Source organism: Candidatus Bathyarchaeota archaeon (assembly GCA_026014725.1).
Lineage (GTDB): Archaea > Thermoproteota > Bathyarchaeia > Bathyarchaeales > Bathycorpusculaceae > Bathycorpusculum.
Genome location: JAOZHV010000029.1, coordinates 43,165 through 68,978 on the forward strand (window position 1 = coordinate 43,165; position 25,814 = coordinate 68,978).

Here is a 25,814-nt window from a genome sequence, read left to right on the forward strand (position 1 = left end):
AATAGATAATGATATAAAACCTTGCAAATCCTCAGGAATTAACCTTCTCTTACCAGTGTGATGAGAAACGCTAAAATGTTTCAGCGTACCTTGTGTTTTCGACCGCCCTATGTCCTACAATGAATTAAGAAAGGATTACCTGCTTGACCGCTGGGTCGTAATCGCCAAAGAACGCAGTCGCCGACCGACCGATTTTGCCAAACCCAGACTTTCCTCGCCAAAAACAACAGTTTGCCCTCTATGCGTTGGCAATGAGCACATGACACCGCCAGCCGTAATGCTTTATCTTAAAGAGAACGGCGAAATAAAGAAAAGTCAAGATCAGCTTGTTGGTGAGCGCCCTAAAAACTGGCTTGTCCGCGTCATTCCAAACCTTTACCCCGCGTTCACTCCGCCCAGAGACCATGGCGAGCTATGTAGAGTCCAGGAGAGTTATACCCTCTGTGACGCGGTCGGTCACCACGAAGTTATAGTTGAGTCCCCCAAACATAATGATGAGCCAGCAGAAGCTGAGTTATCCCAGCTTGAACTTGTCATAAACGCCTACATCGATAGGCTAAAAGAATTAAGCGCGAAACCGTATGTTAAGTATGTCTCGGTTTTTAGAAATTATGGATTGGAAGCTGGGGCATCCTTATCTCATGCTCACAGTCAAATTATCGCAACACCCATGGTGCCAAATACTATCCAAGAAGAGCTAAAAGCCAGCGAGGATTACTACGACCAACACGGCAAATGTTTTTACTGTGATATAATTGAGAAAGAAACCAAGAGTCCACGGCTTATCTTAGAGAACAGTGATTTTGTAGTTTTCTGTCCTTATGCCAGCGTAAACCCTATGGAGTTTTGGATTGTTCCAAAAAAACACGCGGTAAACTTCCTGAACTTGACTGAAGCGGAGGTTTCAGCCTTCGCGGGAACCCTTAAAGTAAGCCTCAAAGCGCTAAAGGAATTAGTCAATGACCCTCCATACAACTTTGGCTTTCACCTGTCTATCAATACTCAAAAACATGACAGTTACCATTGGCACTTGGAGGTTTATCCTAAACTTGCCATCTGGGCTGGTTTTGAAAAGAGCACAGGAATCTACATCAACACAGTCACGCCCGAAACGGCGGCAGAAAGCCTCAGGAATGCAATCAAACTCTAAACTAGGGCAATTTCTCGCAAGTGATTTGGTTTTATCCCTAAAACGTCTTCCACGTATGCACGCAGAGGCTCACCGACGCTCCAAGCCTGTGAAATGCAGCCTCTAGGCAGATTTGGGGCATCACAATCGTAAATTTCACTTATTGTGCCTAAACCGCCCTGATGAATCCCGATTGTGAATAAGGGCAAAACAAAGGTATTCAGCATATATTTGCGTGCTTTTGAGGTGTAATCGTTAACTTTGAGGAAAGCAGTTACGTATGGTCCTAACAACCAAGGCCAAATCGTACCATTGTGATATGCTGTGTCTCTGCTTCGCCTGTCACCAACGCATTTGCCGACAAACTTTGGGTCATCCAAAGACAAGGTTCTTAAGCCGTAAGGAGTCGCAAGTTCACGGCTCACCACATCAACAACTTTCATGCTTCTGTCCTTATCAAGCATAGTGAAATCAAGTGAAACGGCGAATATTTGGTTGGGACGAAGCGACGTATCCGTCTCTTTTGCTTCAAGAACATCAAAAAGACACCCTTTTTTTGCGTTCCAGAATTCCTCATTGAAACTCTTACGCGCCTGACTTGCCATCAAAGCATATTGCTCAGCCAAATTTTTCTCGCCAAATTTGTTTGCTAAAAGCTCCATCGTACGCAACGCATTATACCATAATGCTTGGATTTCTACCGCTTTTCCAGCTCTAGGCGTAATAATGTCCTCTCCCACTACCGCATCCATCCAAGTAAGTCTCGGACCATGCATCAGCAAGCCATCGTCGTCTAAGCGTATACCAAACATTGTCCCCCTCTGATGGCTCTCAATTATTTGCTGCAGTTTTTCCCATAACTGCTCTTTAGCAAAATCAAAGTCACCCGTGTATTTTAGATATTGCAACACTGCGTTAACATACCAAAGCGTTCCGTCAACAGTGTTGTAAACTGGCTCACCAGTCTTGTCTGCAACAAAATTAGGAATAACACCACCTTTTAGATAACGCATGAAGTCTTGCAGGATATCCTTAGCTTCGTTGAACTTTCCAGTCACCAGCAGTAACCCCGGAAGCGAGATAAAGGTGTCTCTCCCCCACGGTTCAAACCAGTGGTACCCTGCAATGACAGCTTTTCTGCCCTTGCTGTTCTGAACCAAAAAAGAATCAGCTGCAAGCAGAAGCCAGTTTAGCCAATCGCTCATCGGCGCTTCTGTATGGTCGTAGTAAAATTTAGCCATCAATTCAAGTTTTTGGTTTAGCTCTTCAGTGTAAGTTTTGGTAATTTTTTTGATTGTATCACCAACAGAATCCAAAACAGCCCTTGCTTCTTGGCGGTCACTGCTAACAGTGCATGTTATCGCAAACTCTTTTCCAGTTTTAGGCGGCACCTGCAACTCAAAGTATCCTGGTTGGAACAAATCATCAAACTCTGCTTCGCCCCGTAACGCCTCTTCACGGTAATGCAGGCGCTCGACCCAGTTCACTCCAGCCCTGAATTCGCCGTCTGTTGAACGACAAACCATAGTTGCTCGTTGCCGCTCAAAATCTACTTGGAACTCTTTAGCTGCGCTTTTTTGGGTAAAGCCCAGAGGAGCTCGCTTTCGGTCGACGACTGTGTGGTAGTAGCGGCATGTCAATAGCGGGTAAACCTTAACTAAAATGTCCGATGTATTGCTGTTGAAAATGTGGTAATTAATTACGACGGCATTCTTCTTTTGTGGCAAAAAAACCGTTTTGCTCAAAGCAACCTTGCCGCAGTCATACTTGTAAGTTGGGTAGGGGGCAATCGAGAACTGCTCAATCAACTTATAGCCATGAGGGAACATTGCGTTACCGAACTCGTTAGAGCCCAACCGATACGTGGTTTTGTCCACGATTATGTCCTCGTCAAGCTTTGAGAGGCACACTGTACGGTTATGTGGAGGATTCAACGCGGCAACAAGCAAACCATGATACTTACGCGTGTTTATTCCCGGTATAGTTGAGGAGGCGTAGCTTCCTAAGCCGTTCGTTATGAGCCATTCTTTGTTTATTACATCATTAAAACGTGACAAGCTTTCGTTTGTAAGGATTATGGCCGGCGTTTTCATGGCATCAGCTTTGCAATATTTTTGTCACGCGGAGCCATAAAATAGTTCGCCACTGGAACACATTTTGTGCGAAACATCAAGAAATGCGGCTTTGTAAGTTTATATTCCGTTAGTGTTTCAGCGTAGCCCATGCCCTTCGCAAAAACCAGTTCTGCGGTATCATAGACTTTGAGGAATTCAGGCGAAACCTCTTTTTTAAGTAAGCCAACAGCGTCAGTGCCGGTGGTTATAACTTCGTCAGCAAGCTTATCCATGCCTGAAATCTTCACATCCTCCATTGTTGCATCATTAATCACTGGTCCACCTTTAACTACGTATGTGACTTTCAAACCCATGTTCTTTAATTGCTCAACCAACAAGGTGTCAAAAACAATTTCGCCAGCATTATCCGCTAAGAACAAGACACTGTTAGCTTTTTTTGCCAACTCATAAGCCTTGTCAATATCGTCAATAACTAAATCTTTAGCGGCTTGCCTCATGCAAGCGGCCAGGTTTTTTAGTGCAAACTTGTGGCCTGGAATGTCAAACTCCATAATGTTGCCCACAATAGCGCACAGGCAAGCCTTCTTGAACCGTTCTTGCTGATTGTAGCCTGCTTCAACCATTTTCTTTAGTTGGGGCAACATCCTGAGTGCTGTGGCATTCGCCAATTTTTTGTTGTATTTGTATGGGTCGTTGTTGCCTGTTAGCTCTCTGATTATGCGGTCTCGTTTGGTTCCCAAATCTGCTGCCACTGAGGTCGGCTTGAATTCACGATTCAGTAGCTTAGTGACTTCAGCCAAACACCTAAAACGCAGAGCTGGATTTGTTGTGGCTTGGTACGTTTGCACTTGCGCCCGTGCAAGAAGGCAGGATTCGCATTCCGGTTCTACTTTCAAGGGTATTCACGCGTTATTGCTTTGTTGCGTCGGCAAATGCACGCATCACACTATATGGGTCTTTCGCTTTCACAATTCCGCTCGCAACCAAAACACCCTGTGTTCCAAGCTTTAATGATACTGACACGTCTTCACCTTGGCTAATCCCTGCGCCACACAAAATTATCATGTTCGGCTCGATTTTTCGTACAAGGTCAACCGTGTTGGTAACTACTTGAGGTTGCGCTTTTGACACTGGAATGCCTGTCCCAATCAATTCAGGCGGTTCAATAGAAACAATGTCCGATTTTAATGCTGCAATAGAAGCGCTCACCGCGGGGTTGTTAGCACAAACACAAGAAACAAGACCCTTCTCCTGTGTTAACTTTATTATTGTATCAATATCTGCAAGTTTAAGCTGCCTCTCAGAGTGATTAATCAAAGTACCCACAGCACCTGCCTCTTGAACGGATTCTACAAGGACATGCCCAGTGTTGCTGCCCGGTTGAATCGGGTCAATGTGCTGAGCGAAAACTGGAATTTCAACCGCTTGAGCAACCTTTGCGAGGTCAGCAAGTTGAGGCGCAACTACTATGCTGACGCCTGTTTCTTTGTGTACTTTTTCGGCTTTCTGTGCAAGTTCAACGGCTCTTTTACCTGTTGATTCAAGGTAGGTCTTAAAATTCACGATAATGATAGGCGTTTGTAACTTCAACGGTTTTTCCTCGCTTAAAAAATTAAAGGGAAAGTGTTAATATCATTTGCCTTCCCCCACAGAAAAAGCTTACATGCTTGCCTACGAAACAGACGCTTTCATGTCTAAAGGAGCCCTTTTAGCTGTGGCTTCAGTTAACATACCAATGAGTCGCCCGTTTTTAACCACAGCCGCCCTGCTGTAACCCTTCTGCTCCATAACTTTCATAGCGGTAATCATTGATTCGTCTCCTTGCAGATTAATCAGAGGCGTGTACTTGAGGTCCCTTGCAAGAGTGCTCGTCGGGCTCTTTTGTGCTTTCACAATCTCTGTAAGCACATCTCGGTCGTTGATCACTCCGACAGCTCTGTTGCGCTCGGTAATTAAGACAGAAGTCACACCATTTTGAAGCATTTTACCGACCAGTTCCGCTACAGTCTCCGATGTTGATGCGGTAACAGCTGGAAGTTTAGTGCCTGCTTGACTGCTTATCTCCGTTATGTCGATGCCTCTTTTCCATATATCGTTTAGCATCTCACTGACACGTTCAATTTGACTAGCATCACTGGAATAGAATGTGTCTTCTAAATAGAAGGCAGATTCGGTGCCGAAATCGCTTAATGGCGGCATCTTAAACATGAACAGGTGGTTGTCGTCAACAAGCATCATGGTCAAGTAGCTTATGGGTACGTGTTTGATTTCATAGTACTGTGAAAGTTTCTGTGCTGGCTCGAGGTTATCAAGGTCAATAGATGCCATTATGCGAACCCGTAAATCCTTTCCGAAGAATTTGCTTAGTGGGTCATTTTCGGCCAGTCTGTTGATACTCTGTGAGGAGGTAATTATGACAACTTCCTTCTTGGCAGACTCTAAAACTTTAGTTACTTTCGACCAAGCTTCTTCAGCACCTTTTATAACCACAGTTTCGCCAATAGGAATCCCGCTTTTTAGCTCATCTATGCGTCTTGAGGCATCAACGCCGCTCTGCCACATCTGCACAAAAAAAGCCTTCAAAACTGAGATAAACATTTTATCGTTTATCCATAAGCCTTCATCTTCAAGGTTAAGCACTGAGGCTTCGTTTCCGAACGGTGCATACAAGATAGCTTCTTCCTCATCTTTTATTAGAAAGCGTGGGAAAAACTTGGGGCTCATTCCGACGTGCCGAAGTTTAAAATTTAATTTTTCTTCTGAAATATTTCGGTCAATTCGCTCTACTACTTTGAGGTTTTCTAAGGAAATGTCTGTTATTATTTGGAATTGTACGTTGCGTTCTCGTGAGGGTATGACAGTTGCATCAAAGATTCCCGCGATGTCTTCTTGGATTAGCCCCAGCGAGGTTGTTAAAAAGATTACTTCTGATTTTGATTCCTCAATCATACTGAGCATTTTAGAATGAATCTTCTTCTTGCCCGTAATTATAGAGAATTTTGCTACTGGATACTCAGACTCAGGCGCACTGATGGATTGCCATGCAGTTAAAAGATTCTGCTTTTGTTCACTAAGGCTGGCAACCTCATTCTTTTTAGTGTTAATAAAATTATCAACTAAAGTCTCAAAGGGAACAATCGTGAATCTGGTTGGTCTTTCTAGGGTTGCTTCAATGAAACCTTTTTCTTGCAGTTTCTTGAATGTACGGTAAGCTTGAACTCGCTCCATCTTGAGCCTTTTCGCAACGAAACTAGTTGATTGCACTCCGCTTTTGGCGAGGAACATGTAAACTTGGATTTCTCTTTTAGACAATCCGAGGACTTGTAGAAAGCGCGTGACGTCTTTTTCGCTCATGAGCACTCGCCATACAAAACCCGCAATTTGCTGTATTGAAACAGTGTTATACGCATTAATAAATTGTATCTTTTTTGACACTACAAAACACAATAATGCAATCAAGCCAGCTTCTTTTGTGAGGCATCATTGTCGATTTTTGCTTTTTTAGCTGTTTTCCATGACTGCCGAACACAACTTGGATAATCACCAAATTCATTAAGCAAGCGCTTAAGAAAATCTACTGTCCTATCATCCGTCAAATATCCGCTGCCGAAATCGCCATACTGTACTTGCAAGTTTGCAATTTCTTTATCGCGCTCCACTTTAGCGATGATGGAGGCTGCAGAGACAACCGGATAAGTCAAATCGGCTTTATGCTTGGAAGTAATTTTAGTTTTGATGGTGAGGCACTCGCGGATATGATTTTTGAACCTGTCTTCAAGCACGTCAGCTGCATCAACATATACCTCGTCGGGTTTTAGGGCTTGGATTACTTGCGCCATCACTTGCGCTTCCAGACGGTTGAGTTTGTGAAGCCTTCGGGTACTTTGCACCACCTTGTCAATTTGGCTGGGGGCAACTTTGATTATGTGATGGCTTTCTGCCAGTTCGATAATTTCAGGATACAATGCTTCTCTCTTCTTAGATGTGAGAAGTTTTGAATCTTTAACACCGAGTTCAGTAAGAAAGTGCAGGTTCTCACTTTTCATGGCGATGCCAGCGACTACTAAGGGACCAATAACGCACCCTCGACCAGCTTCATCAACACCTGCCACCAGCATCTTCTCACTTCGTCCTTAGTTGAATGGGTTAGACTTGTAGGCTATAATGTTTTTCTAAAACATCCAGTTCTACACAAGTATGTACAACTTGCTGGTTCGAAGATGCAACTATCCATTGTTTTGCTGAACCCAAAATCTTAACCATAAATTATTATTAAGTCATCGTTAATTTAACAATGTGCCAAGGAGTTATCGCTAATTGAAGCAATTCCTCATAACCCCATCAGCAGGCAAACGCTTAATCGCAAAAGCGCTGGCAACCCACCCAACAATCCAGAATGCGTTAAGAAATAGCACGCTCGTTATCATAGCTGGAACCACAAACGGTTACTTAGCCGAAGAAATTCTAAACTCGATTGGAGCAAAGGGCTTCTCAAGAAAACGCTTCTTCCGAGGCTTAACCATGCCCCCCAACAAACCAGTGACTAAAGAGGGGCGCTTGGCAGATGAGAGCCAGTTTCCTGGAGACGTCGTAATCGTTAAGGGCAAGTGGCAGAAAGGCAAAACAATAGCTGACATTGTGGATTCATTAAAGAAAGGCGACGTTATCGTTAAAGGTGCGAACGCTGTGGATTTAACGCATAAACAGGCAGCATTGCTTATTGGGCATCCTAAAGCGGGAACTGCTGGGTTATCTTTGCCAGCGGTTGTTGGGCGTCGTGTAAAACTTATTGTTGCAGTCGGGCTTGAGAAACGCGTAAACGGCGACTTAAACGCTATAGCTATGAGGCTAAACGAGCCAGGAGCAGATGGCTACCGCTTCTTGCCGCTACCAGGCGAAGTATTCACAGAACTTGATGCACTAAAGCTTCTTTGCGGAGTTGAAGCTGAGTTGATTGCGGCAGGCGGCGTCAACGGCGCAGAAGGCTCATGTTGGATAGAGGTTTACGGCTCAAAAGAGCAAGAAGCCGCGGTTGAAGCGGTTTACAATTCAGTGGCTAATGAGCCAGCCTTCAGCTTAGATGACCTTTAGAGTTGCTCTTTGCTCCAGTATTCTGCCAGCGCTGATAGAGCCTTTTCAAACAAGTAATCCTCAGGCATTACGTCAACTTGTATGCCCATTTCCTTCAACGCTTGAGCTGTGGTGGGTCCAATAGCAACCGTTGTCACTTTGCCGTTTATCATACCACGTAAGGTTTCCATAGATGCTTTTTCCGAGAGCATTTTAAAGATGTTCTTGGCGCTTAACCCGCTGCCGAAAACTATAGCATCAATTCTCTGCTGGTTTAGGTCATCAAAGAATTTTTGTCTCAATTCATCGTCCACGGGTAGTCCTGATTCGTAAACATAAATTTCCTCTACGTCTGCACCCATTTTTTTTAGCTTTTGCATTAGGGTCGGTGCAGCGTTGCTGGTTCGAGGAATTCTTATACGTTTGTTATGAATGGCTCTTCTTTGCAAGCTCTCGATTAAGCCTTCTGAACTGTATTTTATCGGCACCAAATCCACATGTACGTGGTAATCTTTCAGTGCCTCTGCTGTTCGTGGACCAACCGCAATAACAAACGCTTTAACCAAACCTTGTTGCAATTTGTCAACTTGATTTAGTGTTTCTGCCGCTTCGAATAGGTATTTTATGCCATTAGTGCTCATTAAAATAACATAATCAACCTGTCCGCTTTGCAACTCAGCAATAAATTTCTCTACAGCAGACAAATTGCTTAAACCCTTAATCTCAATGGCAGGAATGTAGTAAGGTATACCGCCTTTTGCCTTGATTAATTCGCCTGCTTCTTCGGCCTGCCCAGCGGGACGAGTTATAGCAACGGTCCTACCTTTCAAGCTAGGGGCTTTTTGAACCATGCCAGTTTCCTACCTAAGTTTGCAACGTCACCAATCACGATGACAGATGGCGGCTTGATTTGCTTTACTTCTGCCTCGGCAACGACAGCTTTCAGAGTACTTATCAGAGTTCTTTGCTGCGGATAGGTTCCTGACTCGACAATTGCCACCGGCTTATCTGGGCGCACTCCGCCCTCAAGCAACTTGCTCACGATGTCATCTAACGATTCAACACCCATCAAGATAACCATCGTGTCAACTGCGTCAGCGATTTTTGCCCAATCAATCACGCGCTCAGCATCACCAGCTCGGTGACCCGTAATAATCGCCACTGAAGAAGCGTAATCGCGGTGTGTTAACGGTATGCCAGCGTAAGCAGGAGCCACAACTGCAGAGCTAACACCTGGCACAACCTCAAACTCGATGCCCTTCTCGGCGAGCGCTTCCGCTTCTTCGCCACCTCTCCCGAAAATGAATGGGTCGCCACCTTTTAATCGCACAACTTTGCCACCCTTTTGAGCTTTCTCGATTATAAGTTCAGTAATCTTGTCTTGTGGAACTTCATGCTTACCTGTGCGCTTGCCCACATAGATTTTCTCGGCTTTTTTAGGTGCCAAATTAAGGGTTTCTTCGCCGACCAGTCTATCATAGATTATGACATCGGCTTCTTTGATGAGTTCAACTGCTTTAACAGTGAGCAGTTTTGGGTCGCCTGGTCCAGCGCCCACAAGGTAAACTCTACCAAACACCATACTTTTCCCTCCACTCCTTCTCGAACTCTTTAGCACCTTGCCTAATCAGTGCTTCACCGACTCTTCTGCCTAACTCTTCAGCTTGAGCCAAAGTGCCCTCTGCTGACGCACTGATTTTCTCGCCTCTGTTGAGCGCGAAGATGCAGCCAAAAAGTGACAACGAATCGCCAGTGGCGTGCCCGACAGCGCCTATTGGAACACGGCAACCGCCTTCGAGGCTAAGGACGAGACTGCGTTCAGCTGTAATCTCGGCGCGTGTCGCCTTATCTTCCACCCTCTGCAAGATTTCTATAACATTTGTATTGCCTTCTTTTGCAACAATCGCCAAGGCTCCCTGTCCCGCTGCCGAAGGAAACTGGTCCAGTGGTAAGCGTTCGGTTATTTCGCTTGTTATGTTCATGCGTTCTAACCCTGCTTCAGCAATTACAATCCCTGCCAGCTCGCCCGTCCCAACCTTTCTGATTCTTGTGTCAACGTTACCCCTGATGGGTTGGACTTCTAAGTCTGGACGCAAGAACTTGATTTCCGCAAGTCTCCGCAGGCTACCCGTGCCAACGACTGCGCCGTGAGGCAAAGCGTTAAGCGGAATTTTACCTTTAGAAATGAAAACATCACGTTGTGAATCCCTCTTGGGAATCGAAGCTAAAACAGTGCCAGTCTGCCGCTCAACGATAGGCACATCCTTTAAGCTGTGAACCGCAAAGTCAACTTCGCCGCTGACTACTTGTTGGTCAATTTCTTTCTCGAAAATGCCTTTGCAATCGATGGCAAAAAGTGGTTTACCGTGTTCTTTGTCGCCTGTAGTTTTGATTATTTTAAGCTTAAAATCGATGTTTGGGCAAGTCTGCTTAATTTTTTCTAAGACACGCTCAGTCTGGACTATTGCAAGTTTGCTTCCTCGAGTGCCAACAGTCAAAATCACGGAAATTACCTCTTCTTTGACGCCGCTTTGAGGGCTATATCAAAAGCGTTTATCGTGTGTTTTATTTCTTCTTGTGAATGTGCGGCGGAAACAAAGCATGTTTCGAATTGTGCTGGTGGGATAAACACGCCCTGCCGCAACAGCTCTTGGAAGTACGTAGTAAACGTTTGTGTGTCAGATTTTTTGGCACTTACATAGTCAGTAACCGGCTCTTTGCTGAAGAATATCTGGAACATGGATGCGATGCTGTAAACTTGCGCTGCAAGCTTGTGCCCTGCGGACAGGTCAATTAAGGCTTTTTTTAGTTCTTGGCAGTTTCTCTCCAGTTTAGGGTAAATTTCACTTTTCTTTTTGCTTAGGATTTTGAGGCTGGTGAAGCCAGCGGTTGCTGAAACTGGGTTGCCGCTAAACGTGCCCGCCTGATACACTTTACCGACTGGCGAAACATTCTGCATAATTTCCTTCTTGCCGCCAAAGGCTGCCAGCGGAAAGCCGCCGCCGAGCACCTTGCCAAGCGTTGCCATGTCAGGTTTCACGTTAAAGTATTCTTGTGCGCCGCCAAAAGCCAAACGGAAGCCAGTAATTATTTCGTCAAAAATCAGAACTATGCCGTAATCGCTTGTAAATTTCCTTACGGAATTTAAATAGTTGCCCTTGGGAAGAATCAAGCCAGCGTTGCCCATAACAGGCTCAATGATGAGTGCTGCAATTTCGTTGCCTTCACGCTTAAACGTGGCTTCTATGGCTTCAACATCGTTGTAAGGTAATACGAGTGTGTTCTTGGTTGTGTCCTCGGGGACACCCAGCGATGTGGGCGTGCCAAAAGTTGTAGCACCCGAACCCGCCTTCACGAGCACGTTATCGTGGGCGCCATGGAAGCATCCCTCAAACTTCACGATTTTTTTTCGACCCGTGTAACCTCTAGCGGTTCGGACAGCATGCATTGTAGCTTCAGTGCCAGAGCTAACAAGCCGAAGCATCTCCATACAGGGTGAAGCTTTCTGGATTAATTCGGCAAATTCAACCTCGCGTTCTGTGGGAGCTCCGTAAAGTGAGCCTTTGGCGAGTTGGCTTTTTACTGCTTCCATGATTTCTGGGTAAGCGTGCCCAAAAAGCAAAGCCCCATAAGCCATGCAGTAATCAACGTATGCTTTGCCGTCAGCATCGTACATTTTTGCTCCTTGAGCGTACTCAACAAAGAAGGGGTAAGGCTCAAAAGCTCTAACAGGACTGTTTACACCGCCCGGCAGAATATTTTTTGCCCTTTCAAAGAGAGCTTGTGATTTGCTTTCTTTCAAGTCTGATTCAACCACGATTTAACATCTTTAGCGTGATAGGTAATGATTAGGTCTGCGCCTGCGCGTTTTATGCTTGATAATATCTCTTGAATGATGGTTTTCTCGTCTATCCAGCCGTTCTGTGCGGCGGCTTTAACCATCGCGTATTCGCCACTCACGTTGTAGGCAACCACGGGCACGTTAAAGTTCGCTTTCGCAAGAGCAATGATGTCTAAGTAAGCTAAAGCTGGCTTAACCATAACCATATCTGCACCCTCACTGATGTCGAGCTCTATTTCTCGCAATGCCTCTTTTTGACTACTTTGGCTCATCTGATAGCTTCGGCGGTTTCCAAACTGGGGCGTTGACTCTGCTGCTTCTCTAAACGGACCATAAAAGCCAGACGCGTACTTTGCAGAATAAGCCATAATCGCCACTTGCTCAAAACCTGCATCATCTAACGCCTCGCGGATGGCGCCGACTTGGCCATCCATCATAGCTGAAGGCGCAACAATGTCCACACCTGCCTCAGCTTGGCTAACCGCAACCTTACCGAGCACATCGAGAGTCTGGTCGTTTAGGGCCTCGCCGTCTTTGATTAAGCCACAGTGTCCGTGACTCATGTACTCGCACAGGCAAACATCCCCTATAACCACAAGCTCATCTCCAAGGGCTTTTTTCAATTCGCGCGCAACTTTTTGGATGACGCCGTCTTTGGCAAACGCGCTGGTGCCAACTTCGTCCTTTTTAGCTGGTACTCCGAAGAGAATGACTCCTTTTATTCCCTGTTCAAGCGCATGCTTCCCCTCATTGGCCACTTGTGCAATTGGCAGGCGACTGTAGCCAGGCATGGATTCGATAGGTACGGATTTTTTGATGTTTTCGTCCACAAAGATAGGGTGGATTAGGTTGCTTGGTTGTATGGACACTTGGTTTAGCATGTCGCGTATTGCTTTTGTTTTGCGCAGTCTTCTCATACGTACAGTTGGAAAACTCATTCCTTGATTTCTCCTCTTTCTATGATTTTCATGGATAACTGCTGTGCCACGTCAAATTTACCTTCGACTAAAGCGTCTTTGATGGCTTCGTTATTAAGTATCTCGAATAACAGGTTACGCCTAACCTTCGGGTCAGAGAACCGCTCTTTGAGTATACGACGTAGCTCATCCTGGAGATCTATCTCGGCCAAATCCTGAATTGTAATAAACTTCTCAATCCGCTCCCTTAGCACTCGTGCCATGGCTGGGCTTCTGCCTCCCGTGGAAATGGCAACTTTTACGTCGCTAATATGTGCCACCGCGGGAAGAATGAAATCGCTAAGGACAGGGTTATCAACTGAGTAAACCATGCAACCATAAGACTTTGCGGTTTTAATCAGTTCAAGGTTAAGTTTGCTGTTGTCAGTGGTTGCCAAGAGAATGTCAGGCTTGGGGTTTAAGCTGTCAACGAAAGCCTTAGCGTCCTTGATTTCTGTTTTTAGAAGGGCCACCTTTCCTTCTGCCTCAAGCCTCTGCATATCTTCTGAAAAGTCCCTGCTGATAACCCAGATTTTTGCGCCTGAATCAAGAGCGCTCTGGGTTTTGCGGTAAGCCTCCGAGCCTCCACCGATTACCATAACGGTTTTACCATCAAGCTTAAGGTCTATGAGCAACTTTGGTTTTTACCACCTTCAGAAGCGTTAAGCCCATAGTCGGTTAGTAGATTTTTGAATTTTTCCGTAAGCAAGTCGTAGTCAACTTTAACCTGCATCGGTGGTGAGGCAATCTTCACAAGCAAATCCAAATCAATGCTACTTTCAACAGCGCTAATGGCTTGAGCGCCAAAATCGTCATATCGAATTTCAATTTCCGGAATCATGCCTCTGGATTGCAAATTCAAACGCGGCACCATCCCTAACAATTCAACGCCTGCATTCTTGAATGCTTGTTGCATGGTTTGTTTTATTTCGTCTGTTAAGTAGCTGATGTATAGCTTGTTTAGGATGACGCCTGTTACGTTTACGCCTAAATGTTTTAGGATGCTCACGTGATTTAGGGTATTAATAAGTGCGCCCTCGATGCCTTCCATATCACAACCCACCACAAGAACGGTTGATGCGCCCAAAGCCGCGGCAACCTCAACAGTGGACATTGGCCGTTTATATTTTTCATTGAGCAACCCAGTGAAAGCGCTCATGGCTCCTTCAACAAGCAAGAAATCGTACTTTCTGCTCGCCTGCTCTATAGCTTGCTCGACTGGCATCCATCCACTTCCGCTAACTTTAATTGAAGAATACTCTTTAATGGGCTCTTTGATTAGGTAGAGGGAAGGCACAGCGTCACGAATATCTCCTCCGACCTTTATCACACCAATCTTGAACCCTTTTTTCTTTAATGCGCCAGCTATGCCGGTCACAACAAAGGTTTTCCCTGAGCCGCTACCGTTCGCGGTAACCAGAAGCAACCGCGGCTCCTTTTGGCTAATGGTTGTTTGCTGGTGAATGTTAGTTGCAACTCCGATTTCGCTCTTGATTTGTTCTAAGAGTTTCGCGTTAGCTTGCCTTATCGTTTGTAATTCGTCTTGGTTTATGTCAAGTGACTTTGTGATGCTTTGTATGATGATTGGGTTCTCGTCTAAGAGCGCATGGATAAATATACCGACTACGTTGCCTTGTTTGTTAGCGACACCTGAAATTAGATCTTGGGGGTTTTTCTTGTAATCAATATGTTGGGCGTGAGTAACTAAGATGGGTTTAGCTTCTTTATGCAGGATAATTTTTCCGTAGGTGTGACAATGAAAGCCCGAGACTTCTTTACCGACTTCTTGTGTTAAGAAACTTCTGTCAACTATGGTGGCTTGCACGCGGTCTGTGCATATCAACGGCTTGAACTCCGCGCTCAACAAGCCAAGCCCTTGCCTAGTAATTGGAATAGTGGATAGGCGCCCGACATCAGTTTCTTTAGCTAGGATCTGAAAGCCTGAGCAGATGCCAAGCACAAACTTGCCCGAATCTGCCATCCTAATGATTTCACGGCTAACTTTATCGTTTACACTCTGGGATTCAACAAGACTTCCGCCTGGAATTATCAGCAGATCCAAAACTTCAGAAGCAGGCTTGCCATCGACGAGTCCATCAGCCCTAACTAGGTCGGTTGGCAGATTTCCGAAATCCTCAAAACATGGAAGAGCCCCAGGCAAATAAACCAAGCCAACTCTATGTCGTAATTGCATTAGGTTTCCCAGAAGGGTAGTTTACGGTAAGCCTTATATTTAAGCTGGTCGGTTTATCCAACCATGTGCGCCTCAGTAAAAACGGACCACGTTATCAATGTTAGAATTACGCATAAGACGGCGCGTGTGCCGTTGATAGAGGCTGTGGCGTTTAGTGATAAGGAAAAGGCGCTCTTTGAGCTTTGTTCTTTTGAGAATGTTGAAGAGTGTCTGGTTTTGCAGACTTGTAATCGTATTGAACTTTATGTTGTAAGTGAAGTGCCGTCTGAAACAGCTGTCTTGATTAAGGATTTTTTAGCTAAAAGAGCCATGTCCAGCGTTGAGGAAGCCCAGAAAGCCATAGAAACGTCTCTGGATAACGATGCCTTTGGTCACCTGTTGAGAGTTACTTCAGGTTTGGAATCCATGGTTATCGGGGAAGACCAAGTTCTCAACCAAGTCTGGGATGCCTACTTAGAAGCTGAAAAAGCCAAAACTGCTGGACCAATCCTTAAACTTCTCTTTAACCGCGCCGTGAGTGTTGGCAAGCGTGTGAGAAACGAGACGGGTATCAATAAAGGTGCTGTTTCTATCGGTTCTGCGGCGGTCGAGTTAGCCGTGGATTTGCTGGGCAATCTTGAGGATAAGAAAATTCTGGTTATGGGTGCGGGCGAGATTGGCACCCTGGTCGCTAAAGCCTTAGCGAGACGCTGCCTTAGCCCGATTTTCATAGCTAACAGAACTTACGACCGAGCGGCAAAGTTAGCCGACGAGCTTTCAGGCAAAGCGGTGAAGTTTGACCAGTTTAACGAAGTCTTAGTTAACGCTGATGTAGTGATCTGTTCAACTTCGGCGCCGCACTACCTCTTAACAAAAAACATGCTTTCCCCATTAATGGTAAATCGGACAAACAAGAATGGCATAATAATTATAGATATTTCCAATCCACGCAACGTAGAAAAATCCGTTGAAGAAATTCACGGCGTACAACTTTACAATATTGATGACCTACAATTAATCGCTGAAAAAAACAAGCAAAGCAGAAAGAAAAAAATCGAGAAAGCTCTCAAAATCATAGAGGAAGAACTTGTTACTCTTAATGCTGACATGAAAAGCCTCTCGGTTCGCTTAATTGTTTCGTCCTTGCTTTCTCATGCTGAAAAAGTCAGAAAGAAAGAGCTCGCCACCGCTCTGGGCATGTTAGGAGAAGTTGACGATAGAGAGAAAAAGATTTTGGATGACTTAACGTTTATTTTACTTAAGCAAACGTTTATTCCTATTGTGGAGAATTTGAGGTTAGCCGCCAAGAATGGTGATAAAGAAATTATCGATGTAGCCAGTAAATTGTTTGATAAGTTGGAGGACCAAAGTTGCCGAGCTTAGCATCGGAAAAGGTCGGTTTAATCTTAATCGGGCATGGAAGTAAAATGCCGCATAACCGAGAGAACCTCGAAAAATTAGCCGATATTTTGCGTCAGCGCTCTAAATTCACGATTATACAGATTGCTTTCATGATTAGAGATACACCAACTATTGCACAAGCCATCGACTCAATTGCACAAAGCGGCGTTTCAAAAATTGTTCTTGTTCCAGCTTTCCTTGCTCCTGGTGTTCACACTACACAGGAGATTCCTGAGTTAATTGATGTTAAAGAGAAAGAGCCTTTGCTAAAGGAGCGCGGAATCAAATTGGTTTATGGCGAACCGCTGGGGAGCGATGAACGCATAGCAGAAATCCTCGAAGAGAAGGCTCTGAAAGCTTTGGGGCAAGAAGTCAAAAAAGATGGCGAAATCCTTGATGCTTATTCCGTTGCTGAGTCAGGCAAAATTGTTAACAAAAGCATGAAACTTATCCGTGAAGCCATTGCAGATGAACTGGCAAAAGCGTCAAAAGAGCAAGTCCCAATTATCGAGAGAGTTGTTCACACGACTGCTGACCCTGAATTCGCCAAACTGCTAGCCATAAGCAATGACGCCGTGAATGCAGGCATCTCTGCGATTAAGGCGGGCGCCAAAGTGGTAACTGACGTGAAGATGATTCGGTCAGGCATCAATGAAACGCGCCTCAAGAGGTTCGGTGGCAAAATTACCACGTACATCAACGACCAACGCGTAATGGAATTGGCGAAAAAAGAATCCTTAACACGCGCGGCTGCGGCGATGCGTTTAGCTATAAAGGACGGGTTAGACGGCGCTATTGTACTCATTGGGAACGCCCCCACTGCAGCCTTTGAGTTAGCAGAGCAAATTCAAAAGGGACTGGTTAAACCTGCGTTGATTGTTGCTGTGCCTGTCGGTTTTGTGGGCGCAGCTGAATCCAAAGAGGCGGTTGCAAAACTACCTGTACCATACATAATTACTAAGGGTCCAAAGGGCGGTAGCCCAATCGCTGTTGCCATTTTCAACGCTTTGCTCTCCATGGCGGAGGGCAGGGCTTACGGTTAGACGGTGCCAACGATGGCGAAGTTTCTAAAATACGGCATAAGCACGGGCGCAACTGCGGCAGCGGCAGCCAAAGCCGCATTAACAGCCATAATCAAGGAGCCGGTTGACCGAGTGGTTATTCCAACCCCCATCGGATTGCGGTTTGAGATACCCGTAAAATCTAGCCGAAAACTCGCTGATGATTTGGCAGAGGCAGTTGTCGTTAAGGATGCCGGCGATGACATTGACGTTACAGACCAGATGGAAATAATTGCTACTGTAAAATTAACAAGTGACGGCAAAATCACAGTGAAAAGCGGCAAAGGCATCGGCAAAGTCACTAAGGCAGGTCTGCAGGTTCCAATAGGTGAAGGCGCAATCAACCCAGTGCCCAAGACCATGATTATTCAAGCTGTCAAAGAAGCCTTGCCCTCTGGCAGGGGCTCCGAAGTCACGATTAGTGCGCCTGAAGGAGAAATAATCGCAAAGAAGACCACTAACGCTAAGCTGGGCATAACTGGCGGCGTCTCCATTTTAGGCACTACAGGTGTTGTTAAACCCTTGTCGCTTGAGGCATGCCGGCGTTCGCTGGTTCCCCAAATCGACGTTGCCCTAGCCAAAGGCTACAAACGCGTGTTCTTTGTGCCCGGAAACATCGGCGAGCGAATTGCTAAGCAACAGTACAATGCGCCTGAGGATGCCATTGTTCAAACGGGTGATTTCGTCGGTTACATGCTAGACAAAGCCGTTGAAAAAGGCGTCAAAGAAATCATTCTCCTGGGGCACTCAGGAAAGCTGGTGAAGTTGGCAGCGAACATCTTCAACACGCATCACAAGGTGGGTGATGCACGAAACGAGGTCATCGCCTCTTACGCTGGCGCCGCTGGAGCCGATACTGCAACCATCAGCGCATTGTTGGTTGCAAACACTTCTGATGAAGCCTCAGAAATACTGCAAAAGGCGGGTTTGCTAGAGGCTACGTATGACCGAATTGCCAAGCGGGTTCACCAGCGCGTAAGCGATAGAGTGCAAGATAAAATTAAGATAAACGTTATAATTATTTCAATGGATGGCAAAGTCCTTGGAATGGACGAAAACGCGAGGAGTAACAAACCTTGGCTAAACTTAACATAGTTGGCGCTGGACCAGGTTCGCCAGATTACGTTACGCCAGTGGCAAGAAAAGCCGTGCAAACCGCCGACGTCGTTTGTGGCGCTCAAAGGAACCTAAACCTTTTTCGCATGGATATTAAAGGCAAACCTGTAGTTTTGACAGCTAAAAATATGGACAAAGAATTAAAATCAGCTGTCGAATTAGCTAAAAAAGGCAAAAATGTGGTCTTGGTGTGCACTGGTGACCCGGGCTTTTCGGGCTTACTCAAATCAGTTCTTGACAGGGACTTAATTAAAGCTGATGAAATAAACGTTGTTGCAGGTGTGAGTTCGCTGCAAGTGTGCGCTGCCCGTTTGGGAATGTGTTGGGATAACGTACGCTTGTTTAGTTTCCATGAAGGCGCACCAGCCGAGAAAAAAGAGGAGTTGGCACTAACGGTTAAGGCTGGAGTAACCGTTATGTTGCTGCCTGAACCAAAGGCGTTTTCTCCAAAAGAAATAGCCGAGTACTTAATCAGTGAAGGAATAGATAAAAAAACCAAAGTGTGGCTATGCGAGAATTTAACGCTCACCAACGAACACATTTCCATGGGAACATTGGATTCTTTAGGCACTAAATCAGAGTCTTTGACTATAATGGTCATCAAACCAAACAGCAAAGAAAAAAGTTGAAATAAAAATGGCTAAAAAGTGGGTTTACAAGACACCTGGAATCCCAGACGATAGTTTCAATCAAAGCGAGGGAGTTCCAGGACCGACTAAAGAGGAAATCAGAGTTGTCACCATATCTAAAGCACGGTTGCGAGAAGGCGACGTTGTCATTGATGTTGGTTGTGGCACGGGCGGCTTGACGGTTGAAGCCGCATTGCAGGTTTCTCCAAAAGGCAAAGTCTACGCCATCGATGAATATGAGACGGCAATTAAGTTAACTATGAGTAACGCGGAGAAGTTTGGCGTTGAAAAAAACGTTATGGTTGTACGCGGTAGAGCGCCAGATGCCTTGCAAAATCTCCCTCGTGCTGATGCCATTATAATCGGCGGGAGTTCCTCTTTACGGGAAGTACTACGTACATCCAAAGACAAACTCAAATCCAATGGCAGAGTAGTTGTTAACGCAATCCTTTTGGAAACCGCAACAACCGCAATAGGTGAGCTAAAAAGGTTGGGTTTTGCAGATATCGATGTCACGCAACTTTTTGTTGCTAAAGGCAAACAAGTGACCAGTGGCACTATGATGATTGCGAGAAACCCCATCACAATCATCTCAGCGACAAAACCGTCGGAGGAGGACAACTGATTTGGCTGGAACATTCATAGGTATCGGTGTTGGTCCTGGCGACCCTGAACTCATCACTTTAAAAGCAGCAAAAGCCCTCAAGTCAGCTGATGTTATCTGCGTGCCTAAATCTCATGCTTGCAAACCGAGCATGGCTCTTAGCATGATTAAACAAATCCTAAATGAGCGCAAGAACCCTGCGGAGATTCTTGAACTTGTCTTCCCCATGAGTAAAGATGAACTTAACAACCGCAGATTATGGGTAGAAAACGCAGCCACAGTAGCCTCAAAAGCAAAAAAAGGCGATGTCGCATTCATCACCTTAGGCGACCCCATGCTCTATAGCACGTTTCTTTACCTCTATGAATGCGTCAAAGAAACTTATCCGGAAATTAAGTTGGAAATCATACCTGGCGTTACTTCTGTGACTGCAGCGGCAGCCAGTGCCCAATTGCCTTTGGCTGAGAAAGATGAGGTAGTTTCAATTATGCCCTCTGACCTTCGCCAAGCGCATATAGAAGAAACGGCTAAACATGCCGATACATTGGTGTTCATGAAATGTGCACACCGTATCAGGGATTTAATCCCCCTTCTGTTGAAGTCAGGCTTTACCAAAAACTCAACAATTGCTTTGGTTAAGCGATGCACATTGCCCGAAGAAAAAGTTCTCGTTGGCAAATTAGTCGATGTGGATGGTTGGGACATAATTGAGGACTACTTCTCAGTAGCCATCATCAAGAAAAGTCCAGTGCCAATTCACTGGAAAAAAAACGGAAACGGTGACAAAAAATGAAAAAAGTTGTCTTCATCGGCGCAGGTCCTGGCGACCCAGAACTTATAACTCTCAAAGGAAAGAAATGGCTCGAGCAAGCTGACGTGGTCATCTACGCTGGGAGCTTACTAAACCCAGAGTACCTAAAATACTGCAAAAAAGGCGCCGAGCTATATGACAGCGCCAAAATGAGCCTACCAGAAGTCCAAAAAGTCATGGCTGAAGCCGTTAAGGCAGGCAAACTTGTTGCGCGAGTCCACGACGGCGACCCAAGCTTCTATGGTGCCATTCAGGAGCAGATGAGTTTTCTAGACAAGGAAGGTATTGAGTATTTTCGCATTCCTGGCGTAAGCTGCCTACAAGGAGGTGCCGCTACGTTGAATCGCGAGTTAACTCTGCCGAACATTTCCCAAACAGTCATAATTACTCGCCCAGAGGGAAGAACGCCAGTGCCAGAAGCTGAGAGCATCCAAAAACTTGCCGCTCACCAAGCCACAATGGTCATTTTTTTGGGCACCCCGCACATCGCTCGCGTGATTGAAGACCTCCAGAAGGGCGGTTACCCCAAAGATACACCCGTGCAAGTTGTGTATAAGGCTACGTGGCCAGAGCAAAAAATCGTCAAAGGCACACTTGCAGATATCGTTGAAAAAGTAAAGGCGGCAGGAATCACCGAGACAGCACTGATTTTCGTGGGCAGAGCGCTTGACCCAAAAGAGTATGACTTATCCAAGCTTTATGACCCCAAATTCACCACGGGATTCCGTAAAGGCGAAGAATCAAATGTACGATAAAGGCATCGCCATAATTACAATCACGAGGCGGGGTGTAGAAACCGCACTGAAAATTAAAAGAGCCCTCGACAAGGCAGGCTTGAATTCCACAGTTTATGCTCCGAAAAAGTATAATCAAAATGGCGTTATGCCCTTTGAAAAGAAAATACCTCAGGTCATCAAGGACACTTACAACGCGGTGGACGCTATAGTCGGCGTTATGGCGACAGGTATCACAATCCGCGCAGTCGCACCCTACCTTGAAAGCAAACTAACTGACCCTGCCGTCATAGGTGTTGATGTCGCTGGAAAATTTGTTATCAGTTTGCTCTCGGGGCACTATGGCGGCGCAAACGCGTTAACCAAACTAATCGCCGATGGCATAGGCGCAACAGCAGTGATAACCACGGCGTCTGATGTGATTGGAAGGCAGAGCGTTGATGAACTAGCAAAAACGTTGCATCTAACAATCCAAAATCCAAAGAGCCTTGCCGCTGTTAACTCTGCCATCGTTGATGGCGGACGAGTAGTTCTTGTTTTAACGGGAGATGTTAAAGTCCCAACCACTTTAATTAGTAGTTATGAAGTCAAAAAGGCTAAAAATGGCGTGCAAGCGCTAAAAATCGTTAACGACTATGATGCAGGAGTAATAGTCACACGTGAACCTTTGGCGATTAAAAAGTTCGCAAAGCCAATCACAATACTAAAAACCAAGGACATCGTTGTGGGGTTGGGCGCAAGAAAAGACGCAAGCGCAGACAGCATCATCGAAGCAGTTGATATTGCTCTGGAGAAGGTTCACATTTCACTTGCCACAGTTAACCGCTTTGCAACCGTCGATATTAAACGTAACTCGCCAGCAATGATACAAGCCGCAGAACGATTAGGCGCACCGCTTGAGTTCTTAAGTGTCGATGAACTGCGACTAGTGAAACACAAGGATTTGTCGCCTGACTCAGAGATGGTTGAGAAAAAAATCGGCGTCGGAGGGGTATGTGAACGTGCAGCTTTAAAGATAGCGGGAGAGAACGCAAAATTAATACTGAAAAAAACCAAACTAAACGGCGTCACAGTTGCGATAGCCGAGGCAGAATAAGCGTCGTCGGCATAGGACCCGGCAGCCTTGAACACCTAACGCCTAAAGCTAGAAAAGAGATTGAAGAAGCAGACGTTGTAGTAGGTTACGGAACCTACATTAAATTAATCCAATCCCTAATCCGCCATGACGCCGAAGTGCTCTCTGGAACCATGGGCAAAGAAGTGGAACGCGCAAAAATTGCAGTCTCAAAAGCCCTAGAAGGCAAGCGCGTGGTTATGGTAAGTAGCGGTGACCCAGGCGTCTACGGCATGGCAGGCGTAGTCTTGGAAGCTGCCGCACAAGAAAAAACACACATACCTATCGAGATTGTTCCAGGAGTTACCGCGGCTACAGCTGCAGCCTCAATACTCGGCGCACCTCTGATTAGTGACTTTGCAATAATAAGTCTCAGTGACTTGTTGACACCTTGGGAGAAGATTAAGCGCCGACTCGAAGCTGCAGCGGTAGCAGACTTTTCAATCGTTCTCTATAACCCGCAAAGCCAAGGGCGCATCGAACCTTTGACAAAAGCTTACGAAATAATGCTCAAACATATTAAGCCTGACACGCCCGTGGGTATTGTTCGGCAGGTTGGGCGCGAAGGGGAGACGGTAACCATAACAACGCTCAGGGAAATGCTGAACGCACAAATTGATATGGTGACAACAATTGTTGTCGGGAACTCCGCAACTAAAGTCATTAACGGCAAGATGGTTACGTCAAGAGGCTATGACCTCAAAGAATAACCTTTTCAGCTTTTAGAGGACTCCAAAAAGTAATGCTACTGCCATTGCCAACAAAATCGCTCCGCTAATTTTAGGGATATATTTCTCGTAGCGGGCGATTCGGTTTTTCACGTGTTCGTACATTTTCACGCCCAAAAGAGTTACGCCTATAAGCCCAACAGCCACCGCTAAGCCATACGAAACCATCAACAAAAGCGGGCTGATGCCTCCGACAGCTAAAGCCAACAATGCAAATTCTTCCTCGTGCGCAAAGCCTAAAACAAAAGCGCAACTCGCAAGTTTCCACAACGACATGTTTAACCTTTTAGGGTGCAGATGCTCATGTGTATGGAAGCCTTCTTCTTTGTGTTCATGTTCATGAGTATGAGTTAGGTCGGTGGCGTTGTCATGGAAGTGCCCATGTTGCTCATCTAAATCCGAATGAACTTTTTCTGTAAACAACTTTATTGCCAGTATAACCAACACCACGACGGCTATGTAGGTTAAGATTGGGCTGGAAAAATCATAGAATGCGCTCACTAACACGTAGATTAAAACCACCATAATGGATGAAAAAAAATGTGCCGCCGAAATGATGCCTGAACTCACAAACGCGTAGAAAGTAGGTCGCGTAGTTTTAGCTGAATAAAGCAGCGCCAAAGGCCAGCCGTGTCCAGGTTCTAAGCCATGTAACAAACCGATGACGACTACACCTATGATGGATGCGTCTATGGCACTCATTGTTCAACCGTTCCTCAGTAGGCGCAGAATTTCTTTTCTAGCTTCACCGATTGTAAGGGGCAGTTTCTCTTCTACAGGTAGACCGTCCTCTTTCTTTAGTACTTCGAAAAGATGTGTCAACCTCGGCGCGCGCAAGTTCACTTTGCGGATGAGCTCTGTGTCTGAAAATATGTCTTTAGGTGCTCCTTCCGAAACAAGTTTACCTTTATTGAGAATATAGAGTTTGTTGGCAAACAATGGTACCATGTCAACATCATGGGTTGCTAACAACAGAGTTATGCCTTTTTCCCTGTTCAACTTTAAAAGCAAATGCAAAATTTCGCTGGTGGCTCGCGGGTCAAGATTAGATGTAGGTTCATCCATGATTATAACTTCAGGTTGCATGGCCAATACGCCTGCAAGCGCAACCCGTTTTTTTTGCCCCAGACTCAAGAAATGAGGTGGCTTCTCCTTCGATTCAATCATGCCAACGGTTTCTAACGCTTCATCAACTATTTTTTTTACCTGCTCTGCTGATTGCCCAAGATTTAATGGTCCAAAAGCCACATCTTGCTTTACTGTGGGTGCGAAGAGCTGGTCGTTTGGGTCTTGAAAGACAAAGCCCACTCGTCGTCTAAGTTCAAGTAAGGCTTTCCCACTGTACTCTAAGGGTTTATCTTCAAAGTAAATTTTACCTGAGGTGGGTTTAAGAATTCCGTTTAAATGGTTCAGAAGCGTTGTTTTTCCCGACCCGTTTGTGCCCAGTAGAGCGATTCGGTCACCTCTATCGAAGCCTAACGAAACATTATCCAAAGCTACTGTTCCATCTGAATATTGATATACGAGGTTCTCTACTCTAAACAACATATTGCTATATGACTCCAATGTTTAAGGTTAAAAATATTGTAGCTACAAGACAGATTTCAAACAGTAATATCGCTGCAAGCATCGTTTTTCTTGGCTTGGGGATGTCTTCGAGAACACGTATTTCGCCATCGTAGCCTCTTGCGCTCATGGCAATAAAGGTGCGTTCTCCCTGCTCAAGTGTTCTTATGAACAGGTTGCCTGCGAGTAATGCTAAACCGCGGATTTTCTTCATCCAACCGCCTGCGCCAAGTCGGAGTTTTTGCGCAATAGTCATTTGCTCTGTGACCTCTAAGAATACAAATATGTAGCGGTAGACTAGCATCGCCAGCTCCACTAATACTTTTGGAACATGAGCACGCCGCAGGATTAAACCAAGGTCTGTTATGTTTGTGGTTAAGACTAAGAAGAATAAGCAAGAAAGGGCGCCTTCAACTCTGCAGAAGGTGTTGATGCTAAGGATTATACCTTCTGCTTTAAAGAGAGATAGGGTGAACCATAGAAAAGGTATCTCAACCATAGATTCACCGTTTCCCCAGAACAGAGCTAACAAGAGGCACGTTAAAACAAGCATGAATGTTGGATACGCAAGCAGATGAAGGTAAAAACGGGCTTTTACTTTCACGAAGCCCAACAGCATCGTAGTGGTTAAGGCAAAAACGAAGAGGGGCACAACGATTGATTGAGCACAAACAGTAACTACTAATGTGGCAAGAGCAAAAAAAGCCTTGGTTATCGGGCTACATTTTGCAAGTTTGTTTGTGTATGCGTACCTGTCGATTTGCGCATAGAAGTCACTGTGAGACATCCGACTTTTTCAACCAACT

The 25,814-nt window shown here is 45.4% G+C and carries 26 protein-coding genes; 11 read left to right on the top strand and 15 right to left on the bottom strand.

Translation table 11 applies throughout. From position 1 onward, the window contains the following. Positions 1 to 109 precede the first annotated feature (109 nt). Positions 110 to 1,150: a galactose-1-phosphate uridylyltransferase gene (gene galT, locus NWE95_06250; GenBank protein MCW4003495.1), complete on the top strand. Its 1,041-nt coding sequence runs from the start codon at positions 110 to 112 to the stop codon at positions 1,148 to 1,150. On the opposite strand, the gene NWE95_06255 is transcribed toward galT, so the two are convergent. The 5 genes from NWE95_06255 to rnhB form a co-directional block, all read right to left on the bottom strand. Next, a complete protein-coding gene (locus NWE95_06255; GenBank protein MCW4003496.1) occupies positions 1,147 to 3,222 on the bottom strand; it encodes a glycogen debranching enzyme N-terminal domain-containing protein in 2,076 nt (691 codons plus the stop codon). The genes galT and NWE95_06255 overlap by 4 nt on opposite strands. After that, the gene (locus NWE95_06260; GenBank protein ID MCW4003497.1) at positions 3,219 to 4,100 is read right to left on the bottom strand and encodes an ARMT1-like domain-containing protein; all 882 of its coding nucleotides are present in this window, start codon (positions 4,098 to 4,100) and stop codon (positions 3,219 to 3,221) included. The genes NWE95_06255 and NWE95_06260 overlap by 4 nt, the downstream gene beginning before the upstream one ends. A gap of 13 nt (positions 4,101 to 4,113) precedes the next feature. Further along, positions 4,114 to 4,794, bottom strand: coding sequence for a triose-phosphate isomerase (gene tpiA / locus NWE95_06265; GenBank protein MCW4003498.1), 681 nt, complete (start codon positions 4,792 to 4,794; stop codon positions 4,114 to 4,116). A gap of 81 nt (positions 4,795 to 4,875) precedes the next feature. After that, positions 4,876 to 6,558, bottom strand: a complete 1,683-nt coding sequence (locus NWE95_06270) for a CBS domain-containing protein (protein ID MCW4003499.1) — start codon at positions 6,556 to 6,558, stop codon at positions 4,876 to 4,878. 101 nt (positions 6,559 to 6,659) lie between these two features. Beyond that, complete coding sequence (rnhB, locus tag NWE95_06275) at positions 6,660 to 7,322, bottom strand: ribonuclease HII (protein ID MCW4003500.1); 663 nt, start codon at positions 7,320 to 7,322, stop codon at positions 6,660 to 6,662. A 199-nt stretch (positions 7,323 to 7,521) separates the two neighbouring features. Between rnhB and NWE95_06280 the strand changes: the two genes are divergently transcribed. Then, positions 7,522 to 8,295 carry a hypothetical protein gene (locus NWE95_06280; protein MCW4003501.1) on the top strand — a complete coding sequence of 258 codons (774 nt, stop codon included), beginning with the start codon at positions 7,522 to 7,524 and terminating at the stop codon, positions 8,293 to 8,295. Here NWE95_06280 and NWE95_06285 read toward each other — a convergent pair. Genes NWE95_06285 through NWE95_06315 form a run of 7 tightly spaced genes read right to left on the bottom strand, consistent with a single transcriptional unit; the run spans position 8,292 to position 15,265 of the window. Beyond that, positions 8,292 to 9,125, bottom strand: coding sequence for a uroporphyrinogen-III synthase (locus NWE95_06285; protein ID MCW4003502.1), 834 nt, complete (start codon positions 9,123 to 9,125; stop codon positions 8,292 to 8,294). The two genes, NWE95_06280 and NWE95_06285, sit on opposite strands and share 4 nt — an antisense overlap. Further along, positions 9,101 to 9,856, bottom strand: coding sequence for a uroporphyrinogen-III C-methyltransferase (gene cobA, locus NWE95_06290; GenBank protein MCW4003503.1), 756 nt, complete (start codon positions 9,854 to 9,856; stop codon positions 9,101 to 9,103). Before cobA ends, NWE95_06285 begins: the two co-directional genes overlap by 25 nt. Next, positions 9,843 to 10,772 (bottom strand): hydroxymethylbilane synthase, encoded by a 930-nt coding sequence (gene hemC / locus NWE95_06295; protein ID MCW4003504.1) that lies wholly within the window; start codon positions 10,770 to 10,772, stop codon positions 9,843 to 9,845. The genes cobA and hemC overlap by 14 nt, the downstream gene beginning before the upstream one ends. Positions 10,773 to 10,783: 11 nt before the next feature. Then, positions 10,784 to 12,091 carry a glutamate-1-semialdehyde 2,1-aminomutase gene (hemL, locus tag NWE95_06300; GenBank protein ID MCW4003505.1) on the bottom strand — a complete coding sequence of 436 codons (1,308 nt, stop codon included), beginning with the start codon at positions 12,089 to 12,091 and terminating at the stop codon, positions 10,784 to 10,786. Then, entirely contained in the window at positions 12,073 to 13,053 is a 981-nt protein-coding gene (gene hemB, locus NWE95_06305; protein ID MCW4003506.1) for a porphobilinogen synthase, read from the bottom strand. Before hemB ends, hemL begins: the two co-directional genes overlap by 19 nt. Then, the gene (locus NWE95_06310) at positions 13,050 to 13,706 is read right to left on the bottom strand and encodes a bifunctional precorrin-2 dehydrogenase/sirohydrochlorin ferrochelatase (protein MCW4003507.1); all 657 of its coding nucleotides are present in this window, start codon (positions 13,704 to 13,706) and stop codon (positions 13,050 to 13,052) included. The genes hemB and NWE95_06310 overlap by 4 nt, the downstream gene beginning before the upstream one ends. Continuing rightward, positions 13,697 to 15,265 carry an AAA family ATPase gene (locus tag NWE95_06315; protein ID MCW4003508.1) on the bottom strand — a complete coding sequence of 523 codons (1,569 nt, stop codon included), beginning with the start codon at positions 15,263 to 15,265 and terminating at the stop codon, positions 13,697 to 13,699. The genes NWE95_06310 and NWE95_06315 overlap by 10 nt, the downstream gene beginning before the upstream one ends. 63 nt (positions 15,266 to 15,328) lie before the next feature. Between NWE95_06315 and hemA the strand changes: the two genes are divergently transcribed. The 9 genes from hemA to cobJ are packed head-to-tail and all read left to right on the top strand — an operon-like array spanning position 15,329 to position 23,424. Continuing rightward, on the top strand, positions 15,329 to 16,627 hold the full coding sequence (gene hemA, locus NWE95_06320; protein ID MCW4003509.1) for a glutamyl-tRNA reductase: 1,299 nt from the start codon (positions 15,329 to 15,331) through the stop codon (positions 16,625 to 16,627). After that, positions 16,615 to 17,688: a sirohydrochlorin nickelochelatase gene (gene cfbA, locus NWE95_06325; GenBank protein ID MCW4003510.1), complete on the top strand. Its 1,074-nt coding sequence runs from the start codon at positions 16,615 to 16,617 to the stop codon at positions 17,686 to 17,688. The genes hemA and cfbA overlap by 13 nt, the downstream gene beginning before the upstream one ends. A gap of 12 nt (positions 17,689 to 17,700) precedes the next feature. Then, entirely contained in the window at positions 17,701 to 18,801 is a 1,101-nt protein-coding gene (cbiD, locus tag NWE95_06330; GenBank protein MCW4003511.1) for a cobalt-precorrin-5B (C(1))-methyltransferase CbiD, read from the top strand. After that, positions 18,783 to 19,451 (top strand): precorrin-6y C5,15-methyltransferase (decarboxylating) subunit CbiE, encoded by a 669-nt coding sequence (gene cbiE / locus NWE95_06335; protein ID MCW4003512.1) that lies wholly within the window; start codon positions 18,783 to 18,785, stop codon positions 19,449 to 19,451. The genes cbiD and cbiE overlap by 19 nt, the downstream gene beginning before the upstream one ends. A gap of 7 nt (positions 19,452 to 19,458) precedes the next feature. Further along, on the top strand, positions 19,459 to 20,076 hold the full coding sequence (gene cbiT / locus NWE95_06340) for a precorrin-6Y C5,15-methyltransferase (decarboxylating) subunit CbiT (GenBank protein MCW4003513.1): 618 nt from the start codon (positions 19,459 to 19,461) through the stop codon (positions 20,074 to 20,076). A 1-nt stretch (position 20,077) separates the two neighbouring features. Further along, the gene (cobI, locus tag NWE95_06345; protein MCW4003514.1) at positions 20,078 to 20,848 is read left to right on the top strand and encodes a precorrin-2 C(20)-methyltransferase; all 771 of its coding nucleotides are present in this window, start codon (positions 20,078 to 20,080) and stop codon (positions 20,846 to 20,848) included. After that, complete coding sequence (gene cobM, locus NWE95_06350; protein MCW4003515.1) at positions 20,845 to 21,621, top strand: precorrin-4 C(11)-methyltransferase; 777 nt, start codon at positions 20,845 to 20,847, stop codon at positions 21,619 to 21,621. The genes cobI and cobM overlap by 4 nt, the downstream gene beginning before the upstream one ends. Next, positions 21,611 to 22,696, top strand: a complete 1,086-nt coding sequence (locus NWE95_06355; protein MCW4003516.1) for a cobalt-precorrin 5A hydrolase — start codon at positions 21,611 to 21,613, stop codon at positions 22,694 to 22,696. The genes cobM and NWE95_06355 overlap by 11 nt, the downstream gene beginning before the upstream one ends. Continuing rightward, the gene (gene cobJ / locus NWE95_06360; GenBank protein ID MCW4003517.1) at positions 22,693 to 23,424 is read left to right on the top strand and encodes a precorrin-3B C(17)-methyltransferase; all 732 of its coding nucleotides are present in this window, start codon (positions 22,693 to 22,695) and stop codon (positions 23,422 to 23,424) included. Before NWE95_06355 ends, cobJ begins: the two co-directional genes overlap by 4 nt. A gap of 12 nt (positions 23,425 to 23,436) precedes the next feature. Here cobJ and NWE95_06365 read toward each other — a convergent pair whose 3' ends face one another. Genes NWE95_06365 through cbiQ form a run of 3 tightly spaced genes read right to left on the bottom strand, consistent with a single transcriptional unit; the run spans position 23,437 to position 25,795 of the window. Next, positions 23,437 to 24,144 carry a nickel/cobalt transporter gene (locus tag NWE95_06365; protein ID MCW4003518.1) on the bottom strand — a complete coding sequence of 236 codons (708 nt, stop codon included), beginning with the start codon at positions 24,142 to 24,144 and terminating at the stop codon, positions 23,437 to 23,439. A 3-nt stretch (positions 24,145 to 24,147) separates the two neighbouring features. Then, the gene (locus NWE95_06370) at positions 24,148 to 24,990 is read right to left on the bottom strand and encodes an ATP-binding cassette domain-containing protein (GenBank protein MCW4003519.1); all 843 of its coding nucleotides are present in this window, start codon (positions 24,988 to 24,990) and stop codon (positions 24,148 to 24,150) included. A gap of 4 nt (positions 24,991 to 24,994) precedes the next feature. After that, positions 24,995 to 25,795 carry a cobalt ECF transporter T component CbiQ gene (cbiQ, locus tag NWE95_06375; protein MCW4003520.1) on the bottom strand — a complete coding sequence of 267 codons (801 nt, stop codon included), beginning with the start codon at positions 25,793 to 25,795 and terminating at the stop codon, positions 24,995 to 24,997. Between the last annotated feature and the right edge of the window lie 19 nt (positions 25,796 to 25,814).

Coding starts and splice junctions, on each gene's coding strand:
- galT (MCW4003495.1), top strand. CDS start 110: ATGTCCTACAATGAATTAAGAAAGGATTACCTGCTTGACCGCTGGGTC.
- NWE95_06255 (MCW4003496.1), bottom strand. CDS start 3,222: ATGAAAACGCCGGCCATAATCCTTACAAACGAAAGCTTGTCACGTTTT.
- NWE95_06270 (MCW4003499.1), bottom strand. CDS start 6,558: ATGAGCGAAAAAGACGTCACGCGCTTTCTACAAGTCCTCGGATTGTCT.
- rnhB (MCW4003500.1), bottom strand. CDS start 7,322: ATGCTGGTGGCAGGTGTTGATGAAGCTGGTCGAGGGTGCGTTATTGGT.
- NWE95_06285 (MCW4003502.1), bottom strand. CDS start 9,125: ATGGTTCAAAAAGCCCCTAGCTTGAAAGGTAGGACCGTTGCTATAACT.
- cobA (MCW4003503.1), bottom strand. CDS start 9,856: ATGGTGTTTGGTAGAGTTTACCTTGTGGGCGCTGGACCAGGCGACCCA.
- hemB (MCW4003506.1), bottom strand. CDS start 13,053: ATGAGTTTTCCAACTGTACGTATGAGAAGACTGCGCAAAACAAAAGCA.
- NWE95_06315 (MCW4003508.1), bottom strand. CDS start 15,265: ATGCAATTACGACATAGAGTTGGCTTGGTTTATTTGCCTGGGGCTCTT.
- hemA (MCW4003509.1), top strand. CDS start 15,329: ATGTGCGCCTCAGTAAAAACGGACCACGTTATCAATGTTAGAATTACG.
- cbiD (MCW4003511.1), top strand. CDS start 17,701: ATGGCGAAGTTTCTAAAATACGGCATAAGCACGGGCGCAACTGCGGCA.
- cbiT (MCW4003513.1), top strand. CDS start 19,459: ATGGCTAAAAAGTGGGTTTACAAGACACCTGGAATCCCAGACGATAGT.
- cobM (MCW4003515.1), top strand. CDS start 20,845: ATGAAAAAAGTTGTCTTCATCGGCGCAGGTCCTGGCGACCCAGAACTT.
- NWE95_06355 (MCW4003516.1), top strand. CDS start 21,611: ATGTACGATAAAGGCATCGCCATAATTACAATCACGAGGCGGGGTGTA.
- NWE95_06365 (MCW4003518.1), bottom strand. CDS start 24,144: ATGAGTGCCATAGACGCATCCATCATAGGTGTAGTCGTCATCGGTTTG.
- NWE95_06370 (MCW4003519.1), bottom strand. CDS start 24,990: ATGTTGTTTAGAGTAGAGAACCTCGTATATCAATATTCAGATGGAACA.
- cbiQ (MCW4003520.1), bottom strand. CDS start 25,795: ATGTCTCACAGTGACTTCTATGCGCAAATCGACAGGTACGCATACACA.